The following is a 652-nucleotide window of genomic DNA, read 5'->3' as shown; positions in this document are numbered from 1 at the left end:
GGTGATGCTTTCACCGTTGCTCAGCTTGATCACCAGGTCAGTGCCGGCCTTGTTGGTCAGGGTGGCGGTATAGGTGATCTTGCCGCCTTCGGCCACGGTGTCCGTCGCGGTCAGGGTGAGCGTGGTGATGTCCGGAGTCGCCGGGTTGTCGGTGACGGTGGTCACCGGCTCGCCAACGGCCTCGGTCTTCTCGTAATTGCCGCCCGAGATGTCGGTGATCTTGTTGGTCAGGTCCAGGTTGGTGTTGTGGACGTTGTTCGGGGCGGTGAACGGTACCGAAGCCGACGACTCACCCACCGGGATGGTGATGGTCTGGCCGTTGGCCAGTTTCACCACCAGATCGGAACCGGTGACCTTGTGGTTGACCGACGCGGTGTAAGTGACCACGCCACCTTCAGCGACGGTCGAAGTCGCCGTCAGCGTCACGGTAGTGGTGTCGATGGTGTCAGTAACCTTGGTCACCGCTGCGCCGCTGTTTACATTCAGTTTCTCGAAGTCACCACCCGAAGTTTCGGTCATTTTTACCTGAAGGACTTCAGCGTCGACATACACATCATCGCTTGGCGCATCGATGGTGATCGAAGCTTCCTTCGAGCCAGCCGCAATGGTGATGGTCTCGCCATTGCTCAGTTTGATGACCAGATCGGTACCG

The 652-nt window shown here is 58.9% G+C and carries 1 protein-coding gene; it reads right to left on the bottom strand.

The window, feature by feature from the left end:
• The coding region (locus CAG44_RS28885; protein WP_371916810.1) for an immunoglobulin-like domain-containing protein at positions 1-652 on the bottom strand (652 nt) is incomplete at both ends.

This window comes from Pseudomonas sp. B13(2017) (assembly GCF_002113245.1).
In the GTDB taxonomy this organism is placed as follows: Bacteria; Pseudomonadota; Gammaproteobacteria; order Pseudomonadales; family Pseudomonadaceae; genus Aquipseudomonas; species Aquipseudomonas putida_Z.
Note: the sequence above shows the minus strand (reverse complement) of the source record. Positions and strands in the feature narration are given on the sequence as shown.